Raw genomic sequence first — 19099 nt, forward strand, 5'->3', positions numbered from 1 at the left:
CCATGATCAACTAGACCTATCGAAGTGGTAACGGCCGACGGGCCTGCCGGAGTGTCGGCTTGTGTTCGCGCAGGTGAGCGCCCCGGGGAATCGATCCCACATCGATACCGGTTCAGTGGACAGTGCCGAGGCGCGGTAGCGGCGCGGGCTCGATCGCCTGGGCGGCGTCGAATTCGGCTCTGGCGGCGGTGATCTCGTGCTGGTGCTCGACCACCCAGGTGCCCATGGCGTGACTGATCCGGCCCAGGTCGGCCCCGAGCGCGGTGATCGTGTACTCCACCCGGGGCGGCACCGTCGGGTAGACCGCGCGCCGCACCAGACCGTCGCGTTCCAGGTCGCGCAGGGTTTTGGTGAGCATCTTCTGGGTGATGCCGTCGAGGCGTCGGCGCAGCTCGTTGAACCGTACCGGGCCGTCCGCCGCGCGCAGGGTGCCCAGCACCAGCAGTACCCATTTGTCGGCCAGGACGGCCAGCAGCTGCCGTGCCGGGCAGTCGCGCAGGAACGCCTCGACCGAGCTCGCGTGGTCGTCGGCCGCCCGGGTGGTATCCATGAGGTACCACGGTATCCGAAAGGTGCCTACTACCGCGGAGATACCACTCGGCGCAGACTTGCCCGCATGTGGCAGATGACGCAGCGCAGCTTCGGTGGACCGGACGTATTCGAACGGGTGGAGGTGCCGCGCCCCGCGCCGGGGCCGGGGGAGGTGCTGGTCCGGGTGGTGGCCACGAGCGTGAACGCCGCGGACTGGAAGCTGCGCGGCGGCCTGATCCGCGCCCTCGGGGAGCCGCCGCTGGTGCTCGGTCTCGACGTCGCCGGTGTCGTCGTCGAGCGCGGCGACGACGCGACGCGATTCGTGCCGGGCGACACTGTGTTCGGCATGGTGTTCGGCGGGGCGAACGCCGAATACGTGGTGGCGCACCAGGATCGGCTGGCGGCGGTGCCGTCCTCGCTCGATCCGGTGCGCGCCGCGGCCCTGCCGGTCGCCGGGCTCACCGCCTGGCAGGCGCTGGCCTCGGTGCGGCCGGGGGAGCGGGTTCTGGTGCACGCGGCCGCCGGTGGCGTCGGGCATCTGGCGGTGCAGCTCGCCGCGCGCCGCGGTGCGCGGGTCGTTGGCACCGCGCGGGCCGCCAATCACGAGTACCTGCGTGAACTCGGCGTCGACGAGCCGATCGATTACCGCACGACGGATTTCACCACCGCGGTCGGGGCCGTCGATCTGGTGCTCGATCTGGTCGGGGGCGACACCACCGACCGGTCACTGCGCGTGCTCGGCCCCGGTGGCCGGGTGATCGCGGCGGAAGGCCCGCGGACACACCCGGATTCGCGGGTCAGCCGGTTCCACGTCGACCCGACGACGGCCGCGCTGACCGAGCTGGCCGCCGCCGTCGACCGGGCCGAGCTCGACGTGCGCATCGCGACGGTCCTGCCGCTCACCGAACTCGCCGCCGCGCATCGGCTCGGCGAGGCCGGTGGAGTCCGCGGCAAGATCGTGCTCACCGCGGCCTGAGTCAGCCGCGCACGGCGTGCAGCACGTCGGCGTGCAGGGCGTCGGCGCGCGCGGCGATCGTGTCGACGCGCAGCAGCGCCGCGGCGAAGCCGTCGCCAAGGGCGGCGGGCAGCGAGCCGACATTGATCTCGATATTGAGCTGCGAGCTCATCGCCGCGGCGCGGGCCGCGTCGGCGGCGGCGCCGATGTCGGTGACCACATTGGGGTTGCCGATCGGCAGCAGTTCGGCGGCCAGCGAGAGGATCTCGTCGGCCTCGTCGACCACGGCGGCGGGCACCCGGGCCGCCTCGACCAGCGCGGCGTTGATCGCTTCGGTACGAGCGGCGACCTCGGCGTCGGTGTCCTTGGGCAGCTTGTAGGCGGCGCCGACCGCGGTGAAGGCGGCGGCGTCGGCGTCGGCCAGCGCCAGCGACCTGGCGCGCGCGGCGTCGGCGGCCTCGATGATCCGCTCGACGATCGGCTGGTGCACGGCGTCCTTGGCCCGGGTGGTGTAGCGCGCGACCATCGCGACCAGCGCCGCGGCCTGGGCGGCGTGCAGCGCGGCGACGGCGCCGCCACCCGGTGCGGGGACCTTCGCGCCCAGCTCCGACAGATAGTGCTCCAGGGTCACCGCACCGAAGGAGGGGGCGAGCTGCTGCGGCGAGGCGGTGGGCTGCGACACGACGAGGTGGCCTTTCGATGCGGCGAGAACTGCGTGGGAATCGTTGTCAACGCTACCGGGTGCCCGCCCGCCTACCCCGCCCGACCAGCACCTGCGACGACAGACCGACCGGTCGGGGTGGCCGGGGACGGCGGGGCTATGTTGGGTGGCATGCGGATCGGATTGAGCATCAACTACTCGGGCGGGTTCAAGGAGGTCGCGGCCGAGGTCGCCGACCTGGAGCGCGCCGGACTCGACATCGTCTTCGTGCCGGAGGCGTACTCGTTCGACGCGGTCAGCGCCCTGGGTTTCCTGGCGGCCCGCACCGAGCGCGTGCAGCTGGCCTCGGGCATCCTGCAGCTCTACACCCGGACCCCCAGCCTCACCGCGATGACCGCGGCCGGCCTGGACTTCGTCTCCGACGGGCGCTTCATCCTGGGCATCGGCGCGTCCGGCCCGCAGGTCATCGAGGGCTTCCACGGTGTGCCCTACGACGCCCCCATCGGCCGCACCCGCGAACTCGTCGAGATCTGCCGCCAGGTCTGGCGCCGCGAGAAGCTCAACTACCAGGGCAAGTACTACCAGATCCCGCTGCCCGCCGACCGCGGCACCGGCCTGGGCAAAGAGCTCAAGCTGATCAATCGTCCGGTGCGCGAGCGCATTCCGGTGCTGCTGGCCGCGCTGGGCCCGAAGAACGTGGAGCTGGCCGCCGAGGTCGCCGAGGGCTGGCAGCCGATCTTCTTCCTGCCGGAGAAGGCGCAGGACGTCTGGGGCGACGCGCTGGCCGCGGGCAAGGCCAAGCGCGACCCGGCGCTGGGCGACCTGGAGATCTTCGCGGGTCCGCCGCTGGCGATCGGGGAGAACGTCACCCCGCTGCTGGAGTTCATCAAGCCGCACCTGGCGCTCTACATCGGCGGCATGGGCGCCAAGGGCAAGAACTTCTATCACACGCTGGCCACCAAGTACGGCTACGGCGCCGCCGCCGACCGCATCCAGGAGCTGTACCTGGCCGGTGACAAGCAGGCCGCCGCGCAGGCCGTGCCGGACGACCTCGTCCGCGACGTGTCGCTGATCGGGCCGGAGAGCTTCGTCAAGGAGCGCATCGCGGCCATGGCGGCGGCGGGCGTCACCACGCTCAATGTCACGCCGCTGGCCGAGGACGCCGCGGGCCGGATCAAGCTGATCGAGCAGCTGCGCGGCCTCTGCTGACCGCGTAGACGACGAAACGCGCCGCCGCCCGGAGGGATTCTCCGGGCGGCGGCGCGTTTGTCGTGTGGTCAGGACGTGAACGACGCCAGGGCGGCGGCCAGCGTGGTGTGCATGGCGAACACCTGATCCAGGCTCGTCATCTTGAGCTGACGACTGGTGGCGGGCCCGTCGGCGACGACCGCGATCGAGGTGTTCTCCCCGGCCCGCTGGTGCGCGGCGACCAGGGTCGCCATGCCCGCCGACGCGAGGAACCCGACCGCGGTCAGGTCGATCACCAGCGCCGCCGGGCGGTCGGCCAGGATCGCCTCGATCGCGGCGTCCAGCGCGGGCGCCGTCGCCAGATCGACCTCGCCGGTCACCGTGAGCACCGTGACGCCGTCCTGTACCGCCGTCGTGGTGGTCATCGTGTCCGTGAGTGGATACGCGTCTCCGGATGAGTTGGTCACGACTCAACAACACACAACTTCGCCCGAATACGCAAGCCGTTCGTGTTCGGGCGGACCTGCGTGACCGGGCTCGCGCCTATACTCGGGCACCAGTTGCGTGTCCTCCACGGGCCCCGGCGGGCCACGACGAAGGAGTGCCGATGCTGCCCGATCCCGTCGACGCCACCGATCTGAACATCTACGGCAACGACCAATTGCCGTGGAGCCGGGTGGCCACCGCCATCGAGCAGGGTCTCGCCGCCCTCGAGACCGCCCAGTTCCTCGGCACCGTCGGCCCCGACGGCAGGCCGCATTCGGCGGGGATCGGCGCGACGCTGGTCGGCGAGTACTTCTACTTCACCAGTGGCCCCGGCACGCACAAGTCGCGGTACCTGGCCGCGAATCCCGCGTGCACCCTGTCGTTCCGGTTCCCCGACGACGTCGACCTCGTCGTCGAGGGCACCGCGGCGCGCACCGTCGACCACGCCGAGATCGATCGGGTCACCGCCGCCTACCGCGACACCGGCTGGCCCGCCGAACGCGACGGCGACGCGATCACCGCGCCGTTCAGCGCCCAGAGCGCAGGCCCGGCGCCGTGGTACCTGTACCGGTTCACCACCCACGCCGCGGTGGGCGTCGCGCTGACCGATCCGCACGGCGCCACCCGCTGGCGGTTCGACCAGCGCTAGCCGGTTCACCCGCGCAGGGCCGAGGCGAACAGCGCGGGCAGCTTGCGCCACCGCGGCCGGGCGACGAAGCCGGTGAGCAGGCGGCCGGTGGTCGCGGCGGTCCGGTTCGTGACGAACCACGGCGGCACCGGCGACAGCGACAGCTCCCCGTGCAGCAGCGAGCGCGGCGCCGGGCGGAACGGCCCGGTCACGACGGTGCGTTCGGCGCCGCCGAGGAGCAGGGCGTTGTGGACCACCCCGATGCCGCTGCGCACGTCGTCGAGGGTGTGCCCGGGGAAGGCGCCCCAGGTGGCGCGCGGGGTCAGATAGCCGACGCCGGTCCACGCGTTGATGCCGATGGTGCCGTAGCGCAGGGCGGCCACCGCCCGGTGCAGCCGGTCGCCGAGGGCCCTGATGGTGCCGGGGTGCGCGATGATGTTGGCGCCCAGGGTGCCGTGCAGCCGGTGGTTGGCGGCGGCGACCGCGGCGTCGAGGAACGCGGCGCCGGTCCCCGGCAGCTCCGCCACCCCGAGTACCGGGCCGAAATACTCGGCGGTGAAGGCGGATTCGTCGGGATCGCCGAGGTCGAGCCCGGTCAGCAGGGTGCGTTCCGGTGTGCCGCCGACTTTTTCGGCGGTGGGGTGCAGCTCCCGCGCGGAGCGCACCCGGTCGGCGCTGCCCGGGTACCAGGCGGGCCGGGCGGGCGCGGTCGCCAGTGCCCGGCGCAGGGCGGCGAGGAATTCGTCCTTCTGCGCCCAGTCCGCGCTGAGCAGGACGATCTGCCCGGCGATGCAGTTGCTGCCGCTGTTGTGCAGGCGCTGGGTGGCCACGTGTTCGGCCTGGAAGCGCAGATCGGCCGCCGACCATTCGCCCGGCACGACGATGATGGGGGCGACACCGCCGAGTTCGCTGGTCATCGGCTTGTCGAGGATCGGGGTGCCCGCGGCCTTCGCCGCCGCCCCGGCCGCGCCGGTGCCCCAGACGACGGCGTCGTGGGTCGCCTCGCTGCCGGTCATGTGCACGGCGGTGATGCCGGGGTGATACGCCAGGGCGGCACCGACCTCGGGTCCGCCGGTGACGATCTCCACCAGGTCGCGCTCGATCAGCGGGGCGAAGATCGCCCGGAACACCGGCGCCAGCGCGTCGGTCGTCGGATTGAGTTTCAGGACGGCGGTGCGGTTCTCGGCGAAGAGCTGGTGCAGCACGTCCAGGGGCGCGATCGAGAAGATGTTGCCCGCGCCCAGTACCAGGGCCACCCCGTCGGTGGCTTCCGGCGTGCGCTGCCCGAGTCCGATGCCCGCGCGCAGCTGCGTTTCGGTGGTGCCGGGCGTGGTCCACACCTCCGCCTGGTAGCCGTTGAGCAGCAGCTGGTCGGCGAGGCCGCCCGGCAGCACGCGGACGGTGCGCCGATCGCCGGGCGCGGTCCCGAGGCGGTAGCCCGCCAGGACGTCCGAGCCCTCGGCCAGCCGGCGCAGGGTCTCCTGGAGGGCCTGGGTGTAGCCGATCAGGGCGTACGGTCCGCTGATCCATTCCTCGCCGACCAGCGGCGAGGACGGGTCGAGCTGCTTGACGGCGGCGGCGACGCGGACCCACTCCGCGGCCTGCGCCGCCGCGGCCTCACCGACCTCCAGGAGCAGGTCGCGGCGCGCCACCAGGGGGAGCGCGGCCCAGGTCTTCTCGCCCGCACCGAGCCTGCGGACGATCTCGTCGATGCCGGTCGACGCGGCGGTGCTGTTGTCGTTCGTCATGCGCTGCGATCCTCGCTTCGGGAGTGGGCGGTGAGCACTTCGTCGGCCGCGCGATAGCCGGAGCGGACGGCGCCGTCCATGTAGCCGTTCCAGACCGTGGCGGTCTCCGCGCCGGCCCAGTGGATCCGGTCGATCGGTGCGGCCAGGGCCCTGCCGTACTGGGTCCAGACGCCGGCGCCGAGGCGGCCGCCGTAACAGCCGCGGGTGAATTCCTCGGCGTTCCAATCCTGTTCGACCAGGTCGAACGGTTCGGCGGCCCGCGGGCCGAAGTACTTCACCAGCGCCGAGACGACGAGTGCGCGCCGTTCTTCGGCGGTCAGCAGCGCGGCGGTGCGAGCGTGCGCGCCCTCGATGAAGCCGACCAGCACGCCACAGGAACCGTCCTGCGGCGAGTTGTCCAGCACGAGCCCGAACGCGTCGTCGACGCTGAGCGCGAACCCGTTGAGCCCGTCGGCCCGCCAGAACGGCGTCTCGTAGCCGACCTGGAACTTGATCACCGAACCGGCGGGCATCTGCTGGGTGAGCCCGTCGCGCAGGGCGGGCAGCGGCGGCACGTAGCGCAGCCGGCCCGCCAGCGTCGGCGGCACCGCGACGATCACCCGATCGGCCGTGACGCTGCCGCCCTCGTACTCGACGACGACGCCGTCGGCGTCCTGCCGGATCGTCCGCACGACCGTGCCGAGCCGGACCGCGTCGCCCAGCTCGGCGGCGATCCGCTCGCTGATCAGGTGGGTGCCGCCGGTCACCCGGCGTTCCTGCGCGCCGCCGGTGGTCGCGACCAGGGTGGCGAGGCTGGTGCCCGACCGGAGGTAGAACAGGAAGTGCAGCAGCGACATCTCGGGCGACTCCGCCGAGAACAGCGCAGGTACCAGCAGCCGGAAGAAGCGCCGGGCGAGGGTGTCCTCGGTGTTCGCGCACAGCCAGGTGTCGAGCGTCTGCCGGTCGAATTCGTCGGCGCCGTCGGTCTCCCACGGCGTGTCGGTGGTGATCGAGGCGGCGAGGGTCTCCAGCTCCACCCACAACCGGCCCACTTCGGCGGCCGTCTCGTCCGGGAGGCCGAACGTCTCGTCGGTGTACCGGATGACGGCGCCGTCGACGACGGTCAGCCCCGCGCCCTCGTCGAAGGTCGCGAAGGTCGACAGGCCCAGCTCGGCGACCAGTTCGGCGACGACGTCCTGGGTCGGGCCGATCCACTGACCGCCCAGTTCCACCGGAACCCCGTTGCGCAGCGCACCGCCCATGGTCCGTCCGCCCACGCGATCGCGTGCCTCCAGCACGGCGACGGTCTTGCCCGCGGCGACCAGCGTGCGCGCCGCGCTCAAGCCCGCGAGTCCGGCGCCGATCACGGCGACATCGACCTGCTGCATTTCTCTGCCCTCGATTAAAAGTCGGTCGGTTGTATGACTGTTGTGACAGAGGTTACTGCCGGGCAGAGGGGCATGCAACCCCCAATTCATACAAGCGACCGGAAAATTTCAATCGATGGGCGTGGTGCTCTCCCGCGCGCCGGTCAGCGCGATGAACATGTCGATGGCGACGTCGAGGTCGGCCCTGGCCCTGGCCTGATGGGGGTCGGCCACGTACTGCACGATCAGCCCGTCCACGGTCGCCAGCATGACCCTGGCGAGCCGGGCGAACGGCACGGCGCAGGTCTCGCCCGCGCGGTGGGCGGCCTGCTGGCACCAGTCGGCCACGACGCTGCCGTAGCGCTCGTACTGCCAGCGCGCGAGGGCTTCCTGGCCGGGTGTGCGCAGGGCGTAGGTGACCAGTTCGTACTGCATGAGCTGCAGGCCCGACCGGTCGACCACCAGGCGCTCCCAGAACTGGGTGAAGCCGGACCGGATCGCGTGCGCCAGGCCGTGCTCCAGATCGGTGGTCTCGGCCAGCACCGCCGCGATCTCGTCGACGACGTCCTCGATCACCGCGCGCAGCAGCTGCTCCTTCGACGGGAACACGTACTGCAGGGTGCCGAGCGGCACCTCGGCCTCGGTGGCGACCGCGCGCAGCGACGTCCCGGCCACACCGTGGCGCTCCAGGGCGCTGCGGGCCGCGCTCACCAGCTGGGTGCGCCGGACCGACGCCTCGACATACACCATCTCGACTCCTTGAATTCGGTCAACGGACCGAATTCTCTCACGGTGCGGGTCGGCCGTGTCGCCGCCGGGAACCGGTGGCGCGTGGTAGAGCTGGCAGGCATGAGTCGCACGCTGCTGTGGGTACTGGAACTGAGCGTGACCGTGCTCGGGCTGATCTGGCTGCTCCTGCTGTCCTGGAGCGGGTCGGGGATCGGCGTCCTGGTGGTGTGGAACGTGCTGGCGCTGGCCTACGTCGCGGCCGGCTGGCTACTGCTGAGCAGGCAGCTGCCCGACTCGCCCGCCGACGATCTCACCACCGGGTGGATCGGTCCGCGCTGGTACGCGACGACGATGGCGCTGGTGGCCAGCGGGTCCGGCCTGACCGCGGGCATGATCCTGATCGCGGGCGACGACCAGCCGGTGCGGCAGGCGGTGTCGGCGGCCACGGTGCTCACGTCGTGGCTGCTGCTGCACAGCGCGTTCGCCCAGATCTACGCCCGCGCGTACTTCCCGGGCGGCGGACTGGACTTCCCCGAGTGCGCGGTGCCGGAGCTGGCCGAGTTCGTCTATTTCTCCTTCACCATCGGCACCTCGTTCGCGGTGTCGGACGTGACCGTGGTGAACCGCTCGATGCGCAGGCGGGTCACCGCGCACAGCGTGCTCAGCTTCTTCTTCAACGCGGCCGTGGTGGCCATCGCCATCGACTGGCTCACGGGGTGAACGCCGGGTAACGGGGTAGGGCTGGTGTTATTCGGAAGTCGTCGTACTGTGAGGGCGTGAACATCGATGTGACGCCTCTCCCGGGGATCGGCGTGTGCAAGGACTTTCCGCTGGTCGAGGCGCGCCGGCGGATCGGCGTGATCGAGCACCGCGACGGTTCGGTCGACCTGGTGGTCTCGCGGCCGGGTGACTACGACACCACCACCTCGATTCCGCTGTCCGGCACCGAGATCGGTGTCCTGGCCGGGCTGCTCGGGGCGCCGCAGGTGGTGCAGAAGAGCCGGGATGTCCCTGTCGTCGGTGAGCTCTCGACCAGGCAGTTCGCGATCGACCGGGGCAGCCCGTTCGACGGTCGTCCGTTGCGCGACACCGCGATGCGCACCCGCACGAAGGCCTCGGTCGTCGCGGTGGTGCGCGCCGGTGACGTGACCCCCTCGCCCGGAACGGATTTCACCTTCATCGCCGGTGATCTGGTGGTCGTGGTCGGCACCGACGAGGGCCTCGACGCCGCTGGAAGGTTGCTCGACCAGGGCTGAGCCCCCGTGCGAATGGTAAAGAGAAGGTAAGGTATTGCCTAGCTGAGGTTAGGTGATCCAATGAATGTAGATGTGACTTCCCTGCCGGGAATCGGTGTCCGGAAAGAGTTTTCGCTGACGAAGGTGGACCGCCGGATCGGTGTCGTCGACCACCGGGACGGCGGAACCGACCTGATCTTCACCAAGGTCGGCGACCCGGACACGACCGTGCAGGTGCCCCTGTCCGAGACCGAGGCGCGCACGCTGGCGAGCCTGCTCGGTGCGCCCCAGTTGGTGGCGCAACTGCGCGAGGAGCACCGCGAACTCGACGGCGTGAGCACCCGGTCGCTGCCGGTGCCGCCGAACTCGCCCTACGCCGGACGGCGACTGGGCGAGACCGAGATGCGGACCAGGACCCTCGCCTCGATCGTCGCGGTCCTGCGGGCGGGTCAGGTACACGCCTCGCCCGGACCCGAGTTCGGGTTCGTCGGTGGGGACATGGTCGTCGTGGTCGGCACCAACGCCGGGCTCGACGCCGCCGCCGCGATTCTCTCCGACGGCTGAGCGCGGTGCAGCTCACGGGAACCGCGCTGGCATTGATCCAGTTGGGGGCGGTGTTCTTCGGGTTGGGGGTACTCGGGCGGATCGCGGCGAAGGTCGGCCTCTCGCCGATTCCGCTCTATCTGCTCGGTGGTCTGGTCTTCGGCACCGGCGGCCTGATCGAGTTGCACGAGGTGGAGGACTTCATCCACCTCGCCAGCGAGATCGGTGTCGTCCTGCTGCTTCTGCTGCTCGGTTTGGAGTACACCGCCGGTGAACTCGTCACCGGCATGCGCAAATCGTGGACGGCGGGTCTGCTCGATCTGGTGCTCAACGCGACGCCGGGGGTGATCGTCGCGCTCATGCTCGGATTGGGTCCGACCGGGGCGATCGCGATGGCGGGCGTCACCTACATCTCCTCGTCCGGCATCGTCGCCAAGGTGCTCAACGACCTGGGCAGGCTGGGCAACCGCGAGACGCCGACGATCCTGTCGATCCTGGTGTTCGAGGACCTGGCGATGGCGATCTACCTGCCGGTGCTGACCGCGGTGCTGGCCGGCGTCGGGTTCGTGGCCGGCCTGACCACGGTGGGGATCGCGCTGGTCGCGGTGACGGTGGTGCTCGTCGTCGCGCTGCGCTACGGCAAGTACGTCTCGGCGATCGTGGCCAGCGAGGATCGGGAGATCTTCCTGCTCAAGTTGCTCGGTTCGGCGCTGCTGGTGGCCGGGGTGGCCTCGGCGGTGCAGGTGTCGGCGGCGGTCGGGGCGTTCCTGCTCGGTATCGCGATCTCCGATTCCACGGCGCACGACGCCACCAAGATCCTCGAGCCGCTGCGCGATCTGTTCGCGGCCATGTTCTTCGTGCTGTTCGGTCTGAGCACCGATCCGCGGACGATTCCGCCGGTGCTCGGGTGGGCGGTGCTGCTGGCCGTGGTGACGACCGCGACCAAGATCGCCACCGGCTGGTGGGCGGCCAAACGCGCGGGCGCCTCGCAGCTGGGCCGGGCGCGGGCCGGTACCGCGCTGGTCGCGCGCGGTGAGTTCTCGATCGTCATCGCCGGTCTGGCCGTGGCCGCGGGCGCGGTGCCCGACGAGTTCGCCGCGCTGGCGACGACCTACGTGCTGCTGATGGCGATCATCGGCCCGATCGCGGCGCGCATCGTGGAGCCGGTCATGCGGGTCACCGTCTCGCGCAAGCAGACGCTGCGGGCGGACCCGGTCACCGAGTGAGCGCTGTCGTCGGCCCTCGCGTCTGTCCGGCGCGGGGGCCGTCGGCGTTCTCACGGCTCGATCAGCCCGGCCCGGATCGCGTATCGGGTGAGCTCGAGCCGGTCGCGCAGCCCCAGTTTCTGCAGGATGTTGGCCCGGTGCCGGTCGACGGTCTTCGCGCTGATCACCAGGGTGGCCGCGATGTCGCGGGCCGAGTGCCCCTCGGCGATGAGCTTGAGCACCTCCTCCTCGCGCGGGGTCAGGATCGCGTCCGGCAGCGTCGCGCCCTGCCGGGCCAGCTGGAGATAGTCGCGCACCAGGGCGGTGACCGCGCCCGGGTAGAGGAAGGACTCGCCGCGCATGGTGGCCCGGCACGCCTCGATCAGGTCGCGGTCGGCCACCGACTTGAGCACGTAGCCGGAGGCGCCCGCCTTCAGCGATTCGAAGAAGTACTGCTCGTTGTCGTACATCGACAGCATCAGGATCCGCACGCCCGGCCGGGTGCGGGCGATCTCGCGGGCGGCCTGGATGCCGGTCATCCGTGGCATGGCGATGTCGAGGATCACCAGGTCGATCCCGTCCTGCGCGAGCGCGGTCACCGCGTCGAACCCGTTGGCCGCCTCCGCGACCACGCGCAGGTCCGGTTCGTTGTCCAGGATCATCCGCAGGCCGCTGCGGACCAGGGCGTGGTCGTCGGCGAGCAGGATCCTGGTCGGCGCGCTCATGTCGGTGCTCCGTTCCGCCGCACGGGGATGGCGAGTTCGACCGCGGTGCCCCCGGCGACCGGGGAGGTGATGGTCAGCGTCGCGTCGATCAGCATGGCGCGCTCGCGCATGCCGCGGATGCCCGCCCCGTCCTGGACGACGCCGCCGCGCCCGTTGTCGGAGACCCTCAGCAGCACGGTGCCAGCGCGCGGGGTCAGCCGCAGATGGACCTCGTCGGCGCCCGCGTGCCGCAGCACATTGGTCAGGCTCTCCTGGGCGATCCGGTAGCAGACCAGCTCGACGTTCGGGTCCAGCCGGGAGATGTCCGGGTCCAGCTGCCGGTGCACGGGAATGGCCGCGGTGCGGGTGAATTCGTGACACAACGCGTTGATCGCGCTGTGCAGTCCCAGATCCTCTAGCACGTCGGGGCGCAGCCGCGAGGCGATCCCGCGGACCTCGTCCAGGCACCCGCGCACCGTCTCCTGCGCCTCCTCGACCTCCTCGCGCAGCTGCGCGGGCGCCCGGTCGAGCACCCGTTTGAGCCGCAGCAGCGCCACGGTCAGGCTCTGCCCGATCTCGTCGTGCAGCTCACGGGCGATGCGCTGACGCTCGCCCTCCTGGGCGGCCAGCGCGGTGGCCCCGGCGACTGAACGCTCGGCCTCGAGCCGGTCGAGCATGGCGTTGAACGTCTCGATCAGGTGGTGGAAGTCGCCGCTCGCGTGCCGGTCCAGCCGGTCGCTGCGGTGCGGCGGATCGACCCGGCGCATCGAGGCGACGAGTTCGTCGAGCGGGGCGAAGCTCCGGCGCAGCGCGATGGCGTTGGCGGTGAGGATCACCGCCAGCCCGATCAGCAGCACCGGGATCTCGGTGAGCCGGACCCGCGCCGACACGGTGGCGGGGGAGAACGCCAGGACCAGCGTGCCGAGGGTGAAGACGACCCCGTTGAGCAGGCACACCCGCCAGAACAGGGCCGTCACCGGAGTTCGGGCTGCTGAACGGCTCATACGACCCAGCATGCTGGCGCGCCTCCTCTGTTGTCCATGGGGTCCGGCACCCATTCCCGGCCCGGCTGGTCGATACCGCGGCGCCGGGAAATGGGTGTCACGGCCGATGGTGGCGGCCCGCCCGGCGCCCGAGACTCGGTGGTGGACGTATTCCACCAGGTCAGGAAGGACCCGCTCGCCGATGGACACCGATCGCACGACGATCCCCGGCACCGGCGTGCTGCACAGCTTCCGCACCCGGCGCGGCACCCGCTTCGCGTTGCTGACGGAACCGACCGGCACCCGGCACCTGCTCACCTACGCCCCCGGCAGCGACGAGCCCGCCGCCGATATCGCGCTGGCGCCCGACGAGGCCGACCAGGTCGCCGAACTGCTGCACAGCAGTTCGGTCCGCGACCGGCTCGCCCGGCTCGAACGGCGCCTCGACCACCTGAGCACGGACCGGGACTGATCCGTCGTGCGTGCCAGGGACATCGCGATGAACCTGCCGACCGTGCGGCCCAGCGACCCGGTCGCGCGGGCGGTGCGGCTGATGGTGGTCAACCGGCTGCCCGGTCTGATCGTCGTCGACGCGGCCGATCGGCCCGTCGCCGTGCTGCCCGGCACCCAGGTGCTGCGCCTGGTGATCCCCGGCTCGTACCAGAGCGATCCGTCGCTGGTCCGCACGATCGACGAGGTGCACGCCGACCTGTTCTGGCAGGAACCCGGCAGCCTCACCGTCGGTGACTGCCTGCCCGACGGCGCGGTGACCCCGGCGACCGTCACCCCGGACGCGACCCTGCTCGAGATCGCGATCCTGATGGCGCGCAAGCACAGTCCGCTGCTGGCCGTGGTCGACCGCTCGCGCACCCTGTGCGGGGCGATCACGCTGGAGCGGCTGCTGACCAGCCTGGCCGTCGTCGGCCCCGGCGACTGAGGCGCGACCCATGGCCGCCGCCCTCGCCGTCCTGATCTTCGTGGTCGCCTTCTTCTTCATCGCCACGGAGAAGGCCGACAAGGTCAAGACCGTGCTCATCGCGGCGGGGCTGATGGCGGTGTTCGGGTTGATCCCCGGCGAGGAGGTGTTCTTCTCGCCGCACGAGGGCATCGACTGGAACGTCATCTTCCTGCTGCTCGGGATGATGATCATCGTCGGGGTGGTCAAGCAGACCGGGCTGTTCGACTACCTGGCGATCTGGTCGGCCAAGCGCTCGCGCGGCAACCCGTATCGGCTGATGGTCATGCTCATGCTGATCACCGCGGTGGCCTCGCCGTTCCTCGACAACGTCACCATCATCATGCTGGTGGCGCCGGTGACGCTGGTGGTGTGCCGCAGGCTCGGCATCGCCGCGCAGCCGTTCCTCATCGCCGAGGTCCTGGCCGCCAACATCGGTGGCGCGGCGACACTGATCGGCGACCCGCCCAACATCATCATCGCCAGCCGGGCCGGGCTGAGCTTCAACGACTTCCTGGTGCACATGGCGCCGATCGTCGTGCTCACCTTCGTGGTGTTCGTCGCGCTCACCCGGCTGCTGTTCCGCTCCGCGCTGCGCACCGATCCCGGTTCGGTCGACGCGGTGATGGCCCTGCGGGAACGCCGCGCGATCCGCGACCCGAAACTGCTGGTCCGATCGCTGATCGTGCTGGCAGGGGTGATCGTCGGATTCTGCCTGCACAGCGTCGTGCACGTCGCGCCCTCGGTGATCGCGCTGGTCGGCGCGGGCACCATGGTGCTGGTCTCGGGCCTGGACATCGGCGAGATCCTGCACGAGGTGGAATGGCCGACGCTGGTGTTCTTCATGGGCCTGTTCGTCATGGTCGCCGGGCTCGTGCACACCGGCGTGATCGCGGCGATCGGCGCCGCCGCCATCGACCTGGTCGGTGACGACTATTTCCTGGCCGCCACCGCCCTGGTCTTCGGGTCCGCGCTGCTCGGGGCTTTCGTCGACAACATCCCCTACACCGCCACCATGGCGCCGGTGGTCGAGGACATCGTCGCCGGTGCCCCCGACCCCGAGACCGGGCGATCGCTGTGGTGGGCCTTCGCCCTCGGCGCCGACTTCGGCGGCAACGGCACCGCCGTCGCGGCCAGCGCGAACGTCGTCGCCCTCGGCATCGCCGCCCGCGCAGGCCAGCGCATCTCCTTCTGGCAGTTCACCCGATACGGCATCCTGGTCACCCTGCTCAGCACGACGATGGCCTGGATCTACGTCTGGGTGCGCTACTTCTGATCCCGCGCGCTCACTCGGCGGGCAGCGGCACGCCGGTGGCCTGGGCGATGTCGGCCAGCATCCGCTGGGCCGCCTGCACGCCGATACCCGACATCCAGGTCTCGTCCGGCACCTCGAACACCTTGCCGTTCTTCACCGCGGCCAGATCGCGCCACACCGGGCCGCTGGTGACGGCGTTCTTCGGCGTCTTGCCCGGGTCGTCGATGGTGGCGACGAAGATCAGGTCGGCGTCGGCGCCGTCGATCTGTTCCGGGCTCACCTCGAGCATGGTCTTCTTGGCGTCGGTCGAGACCTGGTTGTCCGGGCGGTTCAGGCCGACATCGGTCAGCACGACACCGCTGAACGACTGCGTCAGGTACAGCCGGGTCGGGCCGGCCAGGAAGCGGACCACCGAGGCAGACGGCGCGGTCCCGTTGTTCTTCGCCGTGATCGCCGCACCCAGCGCCCGCGCGCGGGCCTCGTACTTGCGCAGCGCGTCGGCGGCGGGCTGGTCCAGGCCGAGGGCCTTGCCGTGCACGGCCAGGTTGGCCTTCCACGGGCCACCGGTGGTCTCGGTGAACACGGTCGGCGCGATGCCGCTGAGCTTGTCGTAGATCTTCTCGTGCCGGATCTTCGAGGACAGGATCAGATCGGGCTTCAGCGAGGCGATGCGCTCGAGGTTCGGCTCCAGCAGCGGGCCGACATCGGTGACGCCGTCCAGGCCCGCCTTCAGGTAGTCGGGGAAGCCGCCCGCGGTCTTGGTGTGCGGGATGACCGCGCCGACCGGCGTCACCCCGAGCAGGGTGGTCGAGTCGAGTTCGGCGGTGTCGAGGACGACCACGCGCTGCGGGACCCGCGGGATGGTCACCTGGCCCATGACGGTGTCGAGGGTGCGCGGGAAGCTCGCGGCGTCGGCGGCGGTGTTCGCGCCGCCGGTGGGGGCGGTGTCGGTGCCGCAGCCGACGAGCGTGCCGAGCGCGAGCAGCGCGCCCGCGGCCACGGTGCCTGCCCGGCGGACTCCGCGGGCGCGGAGACGTCGAAGGGACATGACGGTCCTCATTTCTGGTGGGGGACAGGGCGACCCGGAACGGGGTCGCCGGGGCGGGAGGTCAGACGCGGGCGCGGGCGGCGCGGCCCAGCGGAACCACCAGGGGGGTCCCGGTTTCCGGATCGGGGATCACCCGGCACTCGACGTCGAAGACGGTGCGCACGAGGTCGGCGTCGAGGACCTCGGCGGGCGGCCCGGCCGCGGCCAGCGCGCCGTCGCGCAGGACCACCAGGTGGTCGGCGTAGCGGGCGGCCTGGCCGAGATCGTGCAGCACCATGATCACCGTGCGGCCCGCGTCGGCGTTGAGGTCGGCGACCAGATCGAGCACGTCGAGTTGATGACGCAGATCCAGGAAGGTGGTCGGCTCGTCGAGCAGCAGCAGATCGGTGTCCTGGGCGAGTGCCAGGGCGATCCAGGCACGCTGGCGCTGGCCGCCGGAGAGCTGGTCGACGGGCAGGTCGCGCAGCGCCGTGGTGCCGGTGCGCGCCATGGCCTCCTCGACCGCCGCCTGATCACTCGCCGACCACGGCCGCAGCACCTTCTGGTGCGGGTAGCGGCCCAGGCGCACCAGCGCTTCGACGGTGATCGCCTCGGGGGTGATCGGCTGCTGGGGGAGCAGGCCCAGCCGCAGGGCCAGGGTGCGCGCCGACATCCGGTGGATGTCGGCGCCGTCGAGGGTGACGGTGCCGCCCGCCGGACGCAGCAACCGGGTCAGGCCGCGCAGCAGCGTCGACTTGCCGCAGGCGTTGGGGCCGACGATCGCGGTGACGGCGTGCCCGGGCAGCACCAGGTCGAGCCCGTCGATCACGGTGCGCTCGCCGTAGCGCAGCGCCAGTGCGCGGGTGGCGAGTTCGTTGCTCGGTCGCTCGGTCATGCGTTCCTCCGGTTCGCCGGGTTGCTGTCGCGCACGAGCAGCCACAGCAGCCACGGTGCGCCGACGGTCGTGGTGACGACGCCGACCGGCAGTCCCCGCACCGGCAGCAGGTTCTGCGCGACGAAGTCGGCGGCGGTGAGCAGGGTCGCGCCCGCCAGTCCGGTGACGGCGAGGGTCGCCGCCGTCGGCGGCCCGCACAGCAGCCGCACCAGCTGCGGCACCGCCAGCGCGACGAACACGATCGGCCCGGAGATGGCCACCGCCAGCGCGGCCAGCGCCACGGCGGTGCACAGCAGCCGCAGCCGCGCGCCGGAGACGCCGACCCCGAGTCCGCCCGCCGAGTCGTCCCCGAGATCGAGCACCGCCAGGGTGCGGTACTGCACGACCAGCGCCACCAGCACGACGACGGAGCCGAGGGCCGCGCCGGTGACCTCCGGCCAGGTCCGGCCGTAGAGCGACCCGGCGGTCCAGTGCATCGCCGAGCCGGCCAGTTCCCGGGGGAAGCGCACGATCACCAGATTCACCGCGGCGGCGAGCCCGGCTTGGATCGCCAGGCCGACCAGCACGAGCCGGGCCGTGGACAGCTGCGAGCGCCAGCCGATCGCGCCGAGGGCGACCGCGGCCACCATGCCGCCCGCCAGCGCGGCGAGCGGAATCGAGAACTGACTCGCGCCCGCGGCCAGCACGACCACCGCGCCGAGCGAGGCGCCGCCGGTCACACCGATCACGTCGGGGGAGGCGAGCGGATTGCGGAACAGCCGTTGCAGCACGCCGCCCGCGACGGCCAGGCCCGCGCCCGCGACGACCCCGGCCGCGATCCGGGGCGCCCGGAACTCCTGCACCACGTACACGTCACCGCGATCGCCGAGGCCGACCGCGGCCCGCAGCGCGGTGATCGCGTCCATCGGCACCTCGCCGGTGGCCAGCGCGATGGTCACGAGCGCGAGCAGCGCGACGGCCAGGACCACGGCGAGCAGCCGGACCCGCGTGGTCGTCGAGGTCGTCAGGGTGGTCATCGGCGTACCTTCCGCGTCGCGAGGACCGCCAGCAGCGGGGCGCCGAGGAATGCCGTGACGATGCCGACTTCCACCTCGGTCGGGCGCATGATCATCCGGCCGACGATGTCGGCGCTCAGCAGCAACAGCGGCCCGGCGAGCAGGCAGCCGGGCACCAGCACCCGGTGGTCGGTGCCCGCGACCAGGCGCACCAGATGCGGCGCCGCGAGCCCGATGAACGCGATCGGCCCCGCCACGGCCACCGCGGCCCCGGCGAGCAGGACGACGGCCACCATGCCCGCGACCCGGATCCGGGTGACCGGCACGCCCAGCGCCTCGGCCGCCTCGTCGCCGAGGGCCAGCGCGTTGAGCCCGGCGGTGATCGCCAGCCCGACGACGGCGCCGACCGCGAACAGCGGCAGCAGCGGAACCAGCACCGACAGTTCGCGTCCCGCGATCGAACCGACCAGCCAGAACCGGGCCTCGTCGAGGGTGCGCTCGCTGAAGAGCAGGACCGCCGAGGTCCACGAGGCCAGCACCAGCTGCACGACGGTGCCGCCCAGCACCAGCCGGATCGGGTCCAGGTCACCGGCCCGGCGGCCGAGCGCGAGGGTGGTCGCCGCCGCGACGGCGGCACCGGCGAAGGCGAACCAGACGTACTGTCCCGGCTGGCTCAGGCCCAGCGCGTAGATGGCGGTGACCACCGCGAGCGCCGCGCCCGCGTTGATGCCGAGCGTCGTCGGCGCGGCCAGCGGGTTGCGGCTGACCCCCTGCACGATGGCGCCCGCCAGCCCCAGCGCCGCCCCGACCACCAGTCCGACCACCGTGCGCGGCCACCGCATTCCGGTGACCACCGCCGCGTCGCGATCGGTGCCGTGGCCGAGGATGGCGTCGACGACGGTGCCGACGGGCACCGACCGCGAGCCGAGCGCGAGGCTCAGCACGACGCACAGCGCCAGCGCGGCGGCACCGAGCGCGACGAGCGCGAGATTGCGCAGCGCCGGACTGCGCAGAGCGGGAGTGGACACGG

General features: G+C 71.6%; 22 protein-coding genes. 10 read left to right on the forward strand and 12 right to left on the reverse strand.

Going from position 1 to position 19099, the window contains the following annotated elements; translation table 11 throughout:
- Positions 1–112: 112 nt before the first annotated feature.
- Complete coding sequence (locus tag ACFYWJ_RS18170) at positions 113–550, reverse strand: helix-turn-helix domain-containing protein (RefSeq protein ID WP_355275691.1); 438 nt, start codon at positions 548–550, stop codon at positions 113–115.
- Positions 551–616: 66 nt separating this feature from the next.
- Between ACFYWJ_RS18170 and ACFYWJ_RS18175 the strand changes: the two genes are divergently transcribed.
- The gene (locus ACFYWJ_RS18175) at positions 617–1507 is read left to right on the forward strand and encodes an NADP-dependent oxidoreductase (RefSeq protein ID WP_355275689.1); all 891 of its coding nucleotides are present in this window, start codon (positions 617–619) and stop codon (positions 1505–1507) included.
- A 1-nt stretch (position 1508) separates the two neighbouring features.
- On the opposite strand, the gene ACFYWJ_RS18180 is transcribed toward ACFYWJ_RS18175, so the two are convergent.
- Positions 1509–2168, reverse strand: coding sequence for a cyclodeaminase/cyclohydrolase family protein (locus ACFYWJ_RS18180; RefSeq protein WP_355275687.1), 660 nt, complete (start codon positions 2166–2168; stop codon positions 1509–1511).
- Between the two features lie 150 nt (positions 2169–2318).
- Between ACFYWJ_RS18180 and ACFYWJ_RS18185 the strand changes: the two genes are divergently transcribed.
- The gene (locus ACFYWJ_RS18185) at positions 2319–3356 is read left to right on the forward strand and encodes an LLM class F420-dependent oxidoreductase (RefSeq protein WP_355275685.1); all 1038 of its coding nucleotides are present in this window, start codon (positions 2319–2321) and stop codon (positions 3354–3356) included.
- A gap of 68 nt (positions 3357–3424) precedes the next feature.
- Here ACFYWJ_RS18185 and ACFYWJ_RS18190 read toward each other — a convergent pair whose 3' ends face one another.
- Positions 3425–3760: an STAS domain-containing protein gene (locus tag ACFYWJ_RS18190; protein WP_355275683.1), complete on the reverse strand. Its 336-nt coding sequence runs from the start codon at positions 3758–3760 to the stop codon at positions 3425–3427.
- Positions 3761–3942: 182 nt separating this feature from the next.
- Between ACFYWJ_RS18190 and ACFYWJ_RS18195 the strand changes: the two genes are divergently transcribed.
- Complete coding sequence (locus ACFYWJ_RS18195; protein ID WP_355275681.1) at positions 3943–4470, forward strand: pyridoxamine 5'-phosphate oxidase family protein; 528 nt, start codon at positions 3943–3945, stop codon at positions 4468–4470.
- A gap of 5 nt (positions 4471–4475) precedes the next feature.
- On the opposite strand, the gene ACFYWJ_RS18200 is transcribed toward ACFYWJ_RS18195, so the two are convergent.
- The 3 genes from ACFYWJ_RS18200 to ACFYWJ_RS18210 are packed head-to-tail and all read right to left on the reverse strand — an operon-like array spanning position 4476 to position 8293.
- Positions 4476–6197, reverse strand: coding sequence for an aldehyde dehydrogenase family protein (locus tag ACFYWJ_RS18200; protein ID WP_355275679.1), 1722 nt, complete (start codon positions 6195–6197; stop codon positions 4476–4478).
- Entirely contained in the window at positions 6194–7654 is a 1461-nt protein-coding gene (locus ACFYWJ_RS18205; protein ID WP_355275677.1) for a flavin monoamine oxidase family protein, read from the reverse strand. The genes ACFYWJ_RS18200 and ACFYWJ_RS18205 overlap by 4 nt, the downstream gene beginning before the upstream one ends.
- Before the next feature lie 18 nt (positions 7655–7672).
- Entirely contained in the window at positions 7673–8293 is a 621-nt protein-coding gene (locus ACFYWJ_RS18210; RefSeq protein WP_355275676.1) for a TetR/AcrR family transcriptional regulator, read from the reverse strand.
- 99 nt (positions 8294–8392) lie between these two features.
- On the opposite strand from ACFYWJ_RS18210, the gene ACFYWJ_RS18215 reads away from it, so the two are divergent.
- Genes ACFYWJ_RS18215 through ACFYWJ_RS18230 form a run of 4 tightly spaced genes read left to right on the forward strand, consistent with a single transcriptional unit; the run spans position 8393 to position 11276 of the window.
- Entirely contained in the window at positions 8393–8992 is a 600-nt protein-coding gene (locus ACFYWJ_RS18215) for a DUF1345 domain-containing protein (protein WP_355275674.1), read from the forward strand.
- Positions 8993–9048: 56 nt separating this feature from the next.
- Positions 9049–9528 carry a TrkA C-terminal domain-containing protein gene (locus tag ACFYWJ_RS18220; protein WP_355275672.1) on the forward strand — a complete coding sequence of 160 codons (480 nt, stop codon included), beginning with the start codon at positions 9049–9051 and terminating at the stop codon, positions 9526–9528.
- A gap of 60 nt (positions 9529–9588) precedes the next feature.
- Positions 9589–10071 carry a TrkA C-terminal domain-containing protein gene (locus tag ACFYWJ_RS18225; protein ID WP_355275671.1) on the forward strand — a complete coding sequence of 161 codons (483 nt, stop codon included), beginning with the start codon at positions 9589–9591 and terminating at the stop codon, positions 10069–10071.
- Between the two features lie 5 nt (positions 10072–10076).
- The gene (locus tag ACFYWJ_RS18230; protein WP_355275669.1) at positions 10077–11276 is read left to right on the forward strand and encodes a cation:proton antiporter; all 1200 of its coding nucleotides are present in this window, start codon (positions 10077–10079) and stop codon (positions 11274–11276) included.
- Positions 11277–11326: 50 nt separating this feature from the next.
- Here ACFYWJ_RS18230 and ACFYWJ_RS18235 read toward each other — a convergent pair whose 3' ends face one another.
- Positions 11327–11980, reverse strand: a complete 654-nt coding sequence (locus ACFYWJ_RS18235) for a response regulator transcription factor (RefSeq protein WP_355275667.1) — start codon at positions 11978–11980, stop codon at positions 11327–11329.
- Complete coding sequence (locus ACFYWJ_RS18240; protein WP_355275665.1) at positions 11977–12963, reverse strand: histidine kinase; 987 nt, start codon at positions 12961–12963, stop codon at positions 11977–11979. The genes ACFYWJ_RS18235 and ACFYWJ_RS18240 overlap by 4 nt, the downstream gene beginning before the upstream one ends.
- Positions 12964–13144: 181 nt before the next feature.
- Between ACFYWJ_RS18240 and ACFYWJ_RS18245 the strand changes: the two genes are divergently transcribed.
- From ACFYWJ_RS18245 to ACFYWJ_RS18255, 3 genes are read left to right on the forward strand one after another with little or no spacing between them, the layout of a single operon-like run.
- Entirely contained in the window at positions 13145–13414 is a 270-nt protein-coding gene (locus tag ACFYWJ_RS18245; protein ID WP_355275663.1) for a hypothetical protein, read from the forward strand.
- A gap of 27 nt (positions 13415–13441) precedes the next feature.
- Positions 13442–13879, forward strand: a complete 438-nt coding sequence (locus tag ACFYWJ_RS18250; RefSeq protein WP_355275661.1) for a CBS domain-containing protein — start codon at positions 13442–13444, stop codon at positions 13877–13879.
- Between the two features lie 10 nt (positions 13880–13889).
- On the forward strand, positions 13890–15173 hold the full coding sequence (locus tag ACFYWJ_RS18255) for an ArsB/NhaD family transporter (protein WP_355275659.1): 1284 nt from the start codon (positions 13890–13892) through the stop codon (positions 15171–15173).
- 10 nt (positions 15174–15183) lie between these two features.
- Here ACFYWJ_RS18255 and ACFYWJ_RS18260 read toward each other — a convergent pair whose 3' ends face one another.
- The 4 genes from ACFYWJ_RS18260 to ACFYWJ_RS18275 all read right to left on the reverse strand — a co-directional run bounded on the left by ACFYWJ_RS18260 (position 15184) and on the right by ACFYWJ_RS18275 (position 19097).
- The gene (locus tag ACFYWJ_RS18260; protein WP_355275657.1) at positions 15184–16200 is read right to left on the reverse strand and encodes an iron-siderophore ABC transporter substrate-binding protein; all 1017 of its coding nucleotides are present in this window, start codon (positions 16198–16200) and stop codon (positions 15184–15186) included.
- Positions 16201–16261: 61 nt separating this feature from the next.
- Positions 16262–17074, reverse strand: coding sequence for an ABC transporter ATP-binding protein (locus ACFYWJ_RS18265; RefSeq protein WP_355275656.1), 813 nt, complete (start codon positions 17072–17074; stop codon positions 16262–16264).
- On the reverse strand, positions 17071–18090 hold the full coding sequence (locus tag ACFYWJ_RS18270) for an iron ABC transporter permease (protein WP_355275654.1): 1020 nt from the start codon (positions 18088–18090) through the stop codon (positions 17071–17073). Before ACFYWJ_RS18270 ends, ACFYWJ_RS18265 begins: the two co-directional genes overlap by 4 nt.
- Positions 18087–19097, reverse strand: a complete 1011-nt coding sequence (locus tag ACFYWJ_RS18275) for an iron ABC transporter permease (RefSeq protein WP_355275652.1) — start codon at positions 19095–19097, stop codon at positions 18087–18089. The genes ACFYWJ_RS18270 and ACFYWJ_RS18275 overlap by 4 nt, the downstream gene beginning before the upstream one ends.
- Between the last annotated feature and the right edge of the window lie 2 nt (positions 19098–19099).

This window comes from Nocardia sp. NPDC003269, assembly GCF_042888005.1.
Taxonomy (GTDB): domain Bacteria; phylum Actinomycetota; class Actinomycetes; order Mycobacteriales; family Mycobacteriaceae; genus Nocardia.

Coding starts and splice junctions, on each gene's coding strand:
- ACFYWJ_RS18260 (WP_355275657.1), bottom strand. CDS start 16,200: ATGTCCCTTCGACGTCTCCGCGCCCGCGGAGTCCGCCGGGCAGGCACC.
- ACFYWJ_RS18175 (WP_355275689.1), top strand. CDS start 617: ATGTGGCAGATGACGCAGCGCAGCTTCGGTGGACCGGACGTATTCGAA.
- ACFYWJ_RS18270 (WP_355275654.1), bottom strand. CDS start 18,090: ATGACCACCCTGACGACCTCGACGACCACGCGGGTCCGGCTGCTCGCC.
- ACFYWJ_RS18205 (WP_355275677.1), bottom strand. CDS start 7,654: ATGAATTGGGGGTTGCATGCCCCTCTGCCCGGCAGTAACCTCTGTCAC.
- ACFYWJ_RS18190 (WP_355275683.1), bottom strand. CDS start 3,760: ATGACCACCACGACGGCGGTACAGGACGGCGTCACGGTGCTCACGGTG.
- ACFYWJ_RS18235 (WP_355275667.1), bottom strand. CDS start 11,980: ATGAGCGCGCCGACCAGGATCCTGCTCGCCGACGACCACGCCCTGGTC.
- ACFYWJ_RS18265 (WP_355275656.1), bottom strand. CDS start 17,074: ATGACCGAGCGACCGAGCAACGAACTCGCCACCCGCGCACTGGCGCTG.
- ACFYWJ_RS18200 (WP_355275679.1), bottom strand. CDS start 6,197: ATGACGAACGACAACAGCACCGCCGCGTCGACCGGCATCGACGAGATC.
- ACFYWJ_RS18250 (WP_355275661.1), top strand. CDS start 13,442: ATGAACCTGCCGACCGTGCGGCCCAGCGACCCGGTCGCGCGGGCGGTG.
- ACFYWJ_RS18210 (WP_355275676.1), bottom strand. CDS start 8,293: ATGGTGTATGTCGAGGCGTCGGTCCGGCGCACCCAGCTGGTGAGCGCG.
- ACFYWJ_RS18240 (WP_355275665.1), bottom strand. CDS start 12,963: ATGAGCCGTTCAGCAGCCCGAACTCCGGTGACGGCCCTGTTCTGGCGG.
- ACFYWJ_RS18255 (WP_355275659.1), top strand. CDS start 13,890: ATGGCCGCCGCCCTCGCCGTCCTGATCTTCGTGGTCGCCTTCTTCTTC.
- ACFYWJ_RS18225 (WP_355275671.1), top strand. CDS start 9,589: ATGAATGTAGATGTGACTTCCCTGCCGGGAATCGGTGTCCGGAAAGAG.
- ACFYWJ_RS18195 (WP_355275681.1), top strand. CDS start 3,943: ATGCTGCCCGATCCCGTCGACGCCACCGATCTGAACATCTACGGCAAC.
- ACFYWJ_RS18215 (WP_355275674.1), top strand. CDS start 8,393: ATGAGTCGCACGCTGCTGTGGGTACTGGAACTGAGCGTGACCGTGCTC.
- ACFYWJ_RS18185 (WP_355275685.1), top strand. CDS start 2,319: ATGCGGATCGGATTGAGCATCAACTACTCGGGCGGGTTCAAGGAGGTC.
- ACFYWJ_RS18245 (WP_355275663.1), top strand. CDS start 13,145: ATGGACACCGATCGCACGACGATCCCCGGCACCGGCGTGCTGCACAGC.
- ACFYWJ_RS18170 (WP_355275691.1), bottom strand. CDS start 550: ATGGATACCACCCGGGCGGCCGACGACCACGCGAGCTCGGTCGAGGCG.